The sequence below is a fragment of the Phycisphaerae bacterium genome (assembly GCA_012729815.1).
Taxonomy (GTDB): domain Bacteria; phylum Planctomycetota; class Phycisphaerae; order JAAYCJ01; family JAAYCJ01; genus JAAYCJ01.
Genome location: JAAYCJ010000338.1, coordinates 1 through 7,172, shown reverse-complemented (window position 1 = coordinate 7,172; position 7,172 = coordinate 1). Strand labels below are relative to the sequence as shown.

At 65.7% G+C, this 7,172-nt stretch carries 4 protein-coding genes; 3 read left to right on the top strand and 1 reads right to left on the bottom strand.

Features of this window, described 5'->3' with window-relative positions; all coding sequences use genetic code 11:
• The 3 genes from GXY33_21745 to GXY33_21735 form a co-directional block, all read left to right on the top strand.
• A partial coding sequence (locus tag GXY33_21745; GenBank protein ID NLX07771.1) for an aminodeoxychorismate synthase, component I occupies window positions 1-1,250 on the top strand: 1,250 nt, incomplete at its 5' end.
• A gap of 36 nt (window positions 1,251-1,286) precedes the next feature.
• Window positions 1,287-4,034 carry a hypothetical protein gene (locus GXY33_21740; protein NLX07770.1) on the top strand — a complete coding sequence of 916 codons (2,748 nt, stop codon included), beginning with the start codon at window positions 1,287-1,289 and terminating at the stop codon, window positions 4,032-4,034.
• A gap of 21 nt (window positions 4,035-4,055) precedes the next feature.
• The gene (locus tag GXY33_21735) at window positions 4,056-5,243 is read left to right on the top strand and encodes an exo-alpha-sialidase (protein NLX07769.1); all 1,188 of its coding nucleotides are present in this window, start codon (window positions 4,056-4,058) and stop codon (window positions 5,241-5,243) included.
• Between the two features lie 144 nt (window positions 5,244-5,387).
• Here the strand turns inward: GXY33_21735 and GXY33_21730 are convergent.
• Window positions 5,388-7,172, bottom strand: a 1,785-nt coding sequence (locus GXY33_21730) for a hypothetical protein (GenBank protein ID NLX07768.1), incomplete at its 5' end; no start/stop codon positions are given.

Genomic DNA, 7,172 nt, shown 5'->3' with positions numbered 1-7,172 from the left:
CAGCCTACGTGGCCACCGACGACTGGACCATCTGCAGCGCCTCGCCCGAACTCTTTTTCGAACTCGACGGCCGGCGCATCCACTCGCGCCCGATGAAGGGCACCGCGCCGCGCGGGCTGACCCTCGACGACGACCGGGCGAAGGCGGCCGGTCTGCACCGCTGCGAAAAGAACCGGGCTGAAAACGCCATGATCGTCGATATGGTCCGCAACGACCTGGGCCGGATCGCCCGACCGAACACTGTGAAGGTGTCGGACCTCTACCGGGTCGAGAAGTATCCGACGCTCTGGCAGATGACCACGACGGTCGAAGCCGAGACGGACGCGGGCTTCGCCGAAATCCTGGCTGCGACGTTTCCGCCCGCCTCGATCACCGGCGCGCCCAAGGCCCGCACGATGGAGATCATCGCCGAGCTGGAGACCGCGCCGCGACGGGTCTACACCGGCGCGATCGGCATGCTGGCGCCGGGCCGGCGGGCCCAGTTCAACGTCGCCATCCGCACCGTCCTGATCGACCGGAAAACCGGCGACGCCGAATACGGCGTCGGCGGCGGGATCGTCTGGGATTCCGATCCGCACGGCGAGTTTGAGGAATGCCGGACCAAGGCGGAAATCCTCTTCCGCAGCCGTCCGGAGTTCCAGCTTCTGGAAACGATGCTCTGGATGCCGGAAGACGGTTACGACCTGCTCGATCGCCATCTGGACCGCCTGGCCGCTTCGGCGGAGTACTTCTCGTTCCGCCTGGACGTTCAGGACGTTCGTCAACGCTTGGCCGAACTGACAGAGGGTTTTGCGCAAACACCTCAGCGGGTCCGGCTGCTCGTGGCGACCAACGGCGAGATCGCCTGCGAAGCCCATCCGTTCACGCCAAACGCCGGTCCGCCGCTGCGGGTGTGCCTGGCCGCCGATCCGGTCGACCGGACCGACCCGTTCCTGTACCACAAAACGACGCACCGACGGGTCTACGACGAGGCCCGCTCGGCGTGTCCGGGCTTCGACGACGTGATCCTCTGGAATCGCCGCCGTGAAATAACCGAGTCGACCATCGCCAACGTCATTGTGGAAATCGACGGCCGGCAGTATACTCCTCCCGTTCAGTGCGGGCTGCTGCCGGGCACGATGCGGGCGGAGCTTCTGGCGACCGGCCGCCTCACCGAACGGGTCGTGACGGTCGAGGACCTGGCGGCCTGCAGCCGCGTGTGGCTCGCCAACTCCGTCCGAGGCGTCTATGAAGTCAAACTCTCGCGATGAGCTGTCATCCAAACCGCACCAGATCACGGTGACAAGATGCAAGACCTGCCAACACTGAACGAACTTTCGGGCAAGTGGTCCCAACTTTCGCGCCGCTACCGCCCGAACGCCTTCTGGTTTCTCAACGGCCGCATGGCTCCCGAGATCATCGAGGAGTCGCTGGCCGAGATGGCCCTCGCCGGCATACCGGAGGTCATCATTCATCCCATCCACGGCCTGGAGGTCGATTACCTTTCCGATCTTTTCTTCGACCGCTATCGCCTGGCCCTCGCCGCCGCTGGGCGTCTGGGTCTGAAGGTCTGGATCTACGATGAATACGGCTGGCCGAGCGGTCCGGTCGGCGGCAAGCTCCTGGCTGAGCATCCGGAGCATCGCGGGTGGGTGCTGCATTTCTCGAAGGGGGCCGACGGCGGCGTGACGGCTGCTCCGGTCCAGAGCGACCGGCTCATGGAGACCTCGGTAGGGGCTCCGTGGACCAGGGCCGAGCGCGGGTATCTGGATATGCTTTCGCCCGAGGCCGGCCAGTGCTTCATCGACATGACGCACGAGCGCTACTACCGCGAGTGCCGCGAGTTCTTCGAGGGCGGCGTGGTCCTGGGCTTTTTCACGGACGAGCCGATGCTCATGATGTCCACCCGCGACGATCCCGGCGGTATGTGGAACCTGGCGGCCTTGCCGTGGACGCCGAAGCTGCCCGAGTGGTTCGCCGATCGCTTCGGCTACGAAATCGAATCGCACTATCCCGCGCTGGCCGGCTGCGATCAGCCGCGGGTCAAGCGCGACTATTGGACGCTCGTGAAGGACAAGCACATCGAAGCCTTCCACGGCCGCATCGGCGCCTGGTGCCGCGAGCACGGCGTCAGGTACACCGGCCACCTGTGTGAAGACCACTTCATCCAGCAGGTCCGCTTCGGCGGCAGCGCGTCGCGGGATCTGGCTGAGATGGACGAGCCGGGTGTCGATTTTCTCGGCTGGGGCCGATGGCCCGACCAGCGGTACCTCGAACAGATCTTCGTCGCCAGCGCCGCCCGGCACGCCGGACGGCCGCGAGTCTTCTGCGAAGCCTACGGCATCTCGCCGTGGGACCTTCGGCCCGCCGTCATGCTCCGCCAGGCCCAGATGATGGCCATCCACGGCATCGACGGGATCGCCCTGATGGGCCTCCAGAGCGAGATCGACGGCGTCCGCAAACGCACCTACTGGCCGGCGATCTTCGACCACGCCCCGTGGTGGGAGTTCTACGGCGAGCTTCGCGAGGCGTTCGCCCGATCCGTCGGATTGGCCTGCCTGGGCCGCCCGGTCGTCCGCTACGCGATCCTCTATCCGCAGGACCAGATCGAGCAGCTCGACGTCTTTACCAGCGTCGCCGATGACGAGCAGGTCCGCGGCCCGGTCGAAACGCTGGCCCGGGCGATCCACGCCTCAGGCGAGTCCTTCGAGTTCGTCTTTCCCGAGACGCTCGCCCAGGGACGCGCCGAAAGCGGTCGGGCGGTATTCCCGCACGCCTCGTACGAGGCGATCCTCGTGCCCGACGAGCAGGCGCATTCGCCGCAGATGCAAGCGGTGCTGGCGGCCCTTTCGCCGGTCGTCAAGCGGGGTTCCGCAGCCGATCTGGCGGCCTCGCTGCGAGACGAGCCGCCCTCATGGAGCGGCCTTGCCGAGATCGACCGCGAGGGTGACCCAGCGGATGTACGAATGTACCGCTTCGCCTTCGCTGATGGGTGCGTGTTGGCCCTTCGCAACGTGACGGAGGAATCTCGCCGCGTCGAAATCCGATCGCAAAAACACCTGTGCGAATGGGAGCCGTCAGCCGGGCGGGTAACCGAGTTGGACGGCAGACTTTCACGCGATCTGCCCGGACGCCACACGCTCTACGTGAGCATCACCGATCGGCCGATCCCCAACGCAACACCGCAGCCGCCGACCGAAACCGTCGAAATCGAAGCCGACTGGCGCATCCGGCCCGAACGGGTCAACCTCGCCGACCTGGCCGGCCTGGAGTTCCGCGACGGCGAGGGCCGATGGCTGCCCGCTGAGAAGCTCTGGTTCGAATCGCTGGCCGGACCGAGCCGGGCGTTCGCGGTGCCGCGGGCCTTGGCCGGCTGCACGAAGGTCCCGTTCCGCAGCCGGCTCGACGTTCGCGAGCCGATCTCGCCGCTGGGCATCGTCTACGAAGCCGATCACCTGGATGCGCTGAGCGTCAACGGGGTCGCAGCGGACCTTGCCGCGTCGCGATCCATGCCGATCTGGGACCGCTCGTGCCGCTGGGTCGAGATCGGCGACATGGTGCTCGCGGGAGAAAACACGATCGAAGGTGAGCTGCGTTTCGAGGCCTTCGAGACCACGCTGGCCAACGACGCATTCTTCGACGGCAACCCCATGCCCTCCTGCGATCTCTACGCCGCCGGAGCATTTGAACTGATCGACAACGCCATCTGGCCGCCTTCCGATCGTCCGCGCCGCCTGCCGATCGACCTCTCCCAGGCCGGCTGGAGCCTCTACTATGGCCTGGTTGACCTGGAGGCTCAGGTGGGCCTCGATGAGTCCCTGGCCTCGCGTCTGGTCGGCATTGAGATCGAAACCTTCGCCGAAGACCCGATCGAACTGCAACTGGACGGCCGGACCGTCGGCCGGGCGGTCCATCCGCCGTTCCGGTTTGCTCTGAACGACGTAACTTCGGGCCGCCGGACGCTGCGCGTTCGGATTGCCTCCACCGCGGCGGCGATGTGGAATCGCCACGGCTCCTGGGGCCCCAAATCCATCCGTTGGCTCTGCCGTTCGTAGGCCCATTTGAAAGGACAGACCATGTCACAGCAGGTGTTTCACGAGTCGGTCGTCGTTCCCGGCGATCCGAGCAGTCCGCGCAACAGCGAAGCCGACGTGATCGAACTGACCAACGGCGATCTGCTGTTGGGCTGGTCCGAGTTCTACTCCAGCGAGGGCCACGACTGGAGCCCCTGCCGGATCACCGGCAAGATCAGCCGTGACCTCGGCCGAACCTGGTCCGAATCCTTCCGCATTCTGGAGAACGAGGCCAAGCAGTCGACGATGGAAACCGATTTCCTCCGCCTGCCCTCCGGCGATATCGCCCTGTTCTACTGCCGCAAGAACGGTCCCGACGACTGCCGCGTGATGATGCGCAAGAGCCGCGACGACGGCAAGACCTGGAGCGAACCCAAGCGGCTCTCCGACTGGCGAGGCTACGTCGGCCTGACCGACGCCCGCTCGTTCGTCACAAGCCGCGGGCGGATCATCCTGCCGTTCTACTACACGCTCCTCGACTGCTTCGTCCCGCCGATGTTCATGGTCTGTCAGGTGATGTTCTCCGACGATGAGGGCGAGACGTGGCAGCTTTCGCGGCCGCCGCTGGCCGTTCCGCACTCAGCCATCGGAGGGTGCGAACCGGCGGCGGTCGAACTGCCCGACGGGCGGCTCCTGATGATGCTTCGCAACAACAGCGGACGGATATGGCAGTCCATTTCGCAGGACCAGGGCTATAGCTGGGAACGGCCCGAGCCGACCGACCTGGCCGCCAGCACCTCGCCGATCTGCCTCGAACGTCTGCCCAATTCCGATGACATCCTGGTGATCTGGAACCAGGCCTCGAAAACCGAGATCGACTGGGGATTCGTCCGCAATCGTCTGTCCTGCGCGATCAGCAAGGACGGCTGTCGCACCTGGCAGCACTTCAAGAACCTCGAATCGCTCGACGACCAGACCCGCGTCGAGCCGGCTCCGATCGGCGAGCCGCCCGCCGCCGGACGGGTTATCTGGTGCGCACCGGTTCAGCCGGCAGGGCCGCTCAACTGCTCCTATCCATCCTGCACCTTCGTCCGCGGCCACGCGATCATCACCTACGACTACCCGACCGGTTTCTGCGGCCTGAAGCTCCGAGTCCTGCCGATAAGCTGGTTCTACGACGATGCCGCCCCGTCCTTCAAGAGCGGCCCCGTCAGCGCCACCGACTGGATGCCGCAGGCCCCACAGACGTAGCATCGCCAACTAAACCGTCCGGTTCCGCCACCGCCCCGGTCACCGACGGCCACGTCGTCCTGAACCTCACCGAATCCCCGATCTACATCGACGGCCTGACCAAAGACGACATCCTGCCTCGGTAGGGCGAGTCAGGCCGCCTGATTAGAGCGCATCCGGCTCCGAAACGCCCTCCACCCCGCCGGATTCCGCGGCGGAGCGGACCGATGTGCGGCCTTCGGTCGCCGCGTGCGCCGCGGTGTCCGCTTGGCTTACGGCTTTCCCGCTGGCCAGCTCGATCAGGGCGTGGACGATGCCGGTGAGTTGCGAAGCCTGGCTGGCCAGGGCCTCGCTGGCGGCCGCGGTTTCCTCGGCGTCGGCCGCCGTGCCCTGGGTGACCTTCTCGAGACGGCTGAGCCCCGTGTTAATCTGCTCGATCCCCGTGACCTGCTGACTGTTGGCGGACGAGACGTCGCCGATCAGCGTGGTCACCCGCGAAACGCCCTCGACCACGTCGGCGAGTAAGGCCTTGACCTGCGACGAGACGGCGACGCCCTGCTCGGCGTTACCGCGGGACTCGTCGATCAACTGCGCGGTGTTCTCAGCCGCCTGCGCCGACCGCTGGGCCAGGTTCCGCACCTCCTCGGCCACCACCGCGAACCCCTTGCCCGCCTCGCCGGCCCGCGCCGCCTCGACCGCCGCGTTAAGGGCCAGCAGGTTGGTCTGGAACGCGATCTCGTTGATCGTCTTGATGATCTTGGCCGTCTGGTCGGACGACTTCTTGATCCGGTCGATGGCGGTGCCCATCTCGGCCATGGCTTCCTGGCTCTTGCCGATGGCCTGGGCGAGTTGGACCGAGATGTCGTTGGCGTGCCGGCTGCTCTCGGCGCTCTTCTGGACCATCGAGGTGATCTCCTCGACCGATGCCGAGGTCTCCTCCAGGTTTGCCGCCTGCGTGTTGGTGTTCTGAGCCAGCGTCTGACTCGAACCGGCGATCTGCTCCGAGGCCTCGTTGACGCACGCAGCCGCCCCGTTCATGTCGTGGATGATGCCGGTCAACCGGCGGGTGATCGCGCTGGACAGGACCAGACTCAGCGCCAACCCGCCCGCCGAAATCGCCAGAAGCATGATCACGATCATGCCAAGGTAGTACCGGACCGAGGCGAAAAGGTGTTCCTGCCTCTGCCCCCCGCGCTGGTCGATGCCCGCGATCATCGCCTCAATGCCCTCGCCCAGCGTCGCCCGGACGTCCACCTGCCGCTCGCAGTTGGCGATGAACTCGCCGCAGAGTTCCTTAATCCGCGTGTTCGCCTTCAACGCTGCGACAGGCAGTGCCTCAAACGGCGTATCCTTGAGCATCTCGCGGTCGCTCATGACGTTCTTGATCAGCGTGTCCTGGAAGGACAGCAACTCCCCCTTCAACGCAAGGTCCTGCTTGACCTGGCCGTACCGAATCAGAACCTCCAGGCTCGAGGTGGTGTTCACATTCGCCCCGCCGATGACCAGCCGCTCGAGTTTCGAAACCTGCCCCTCCGTCCCCTCGTCGGCCAGTTTCTGGACGACCTGCGAGATGTACATGTTCGACTGCTTGACCGACTCGTAGATCATCTCGCGGATCTCGCCTTCGATCGCGGCGTTCCGCTCCTCGATCCGCTGGTACTCCAGCACGTGCCCGCGGCACCCCGCCGAGCCCAACTCGAGGCCGATCTCGCCCGCCGCCGTCCCCAACTCGTCGTAACCCGTCCGCAGTTCCTCGAACGGGTGCCGGCCCGCCAGGTAATTCTGCGTGTCCAGCGACACGTCCCGCACCTGCGCCGCTATCGCCGCCAGGGTGGCTTGCTCCTCCTTCAGGCCGTTGATCATGGACACGGTCCGGTAAAACAAAACCACCGTCACCGCCACCAACACCAGGTAAATGACATTCGGAAGAACCAGCTTCTGCCTCAGACT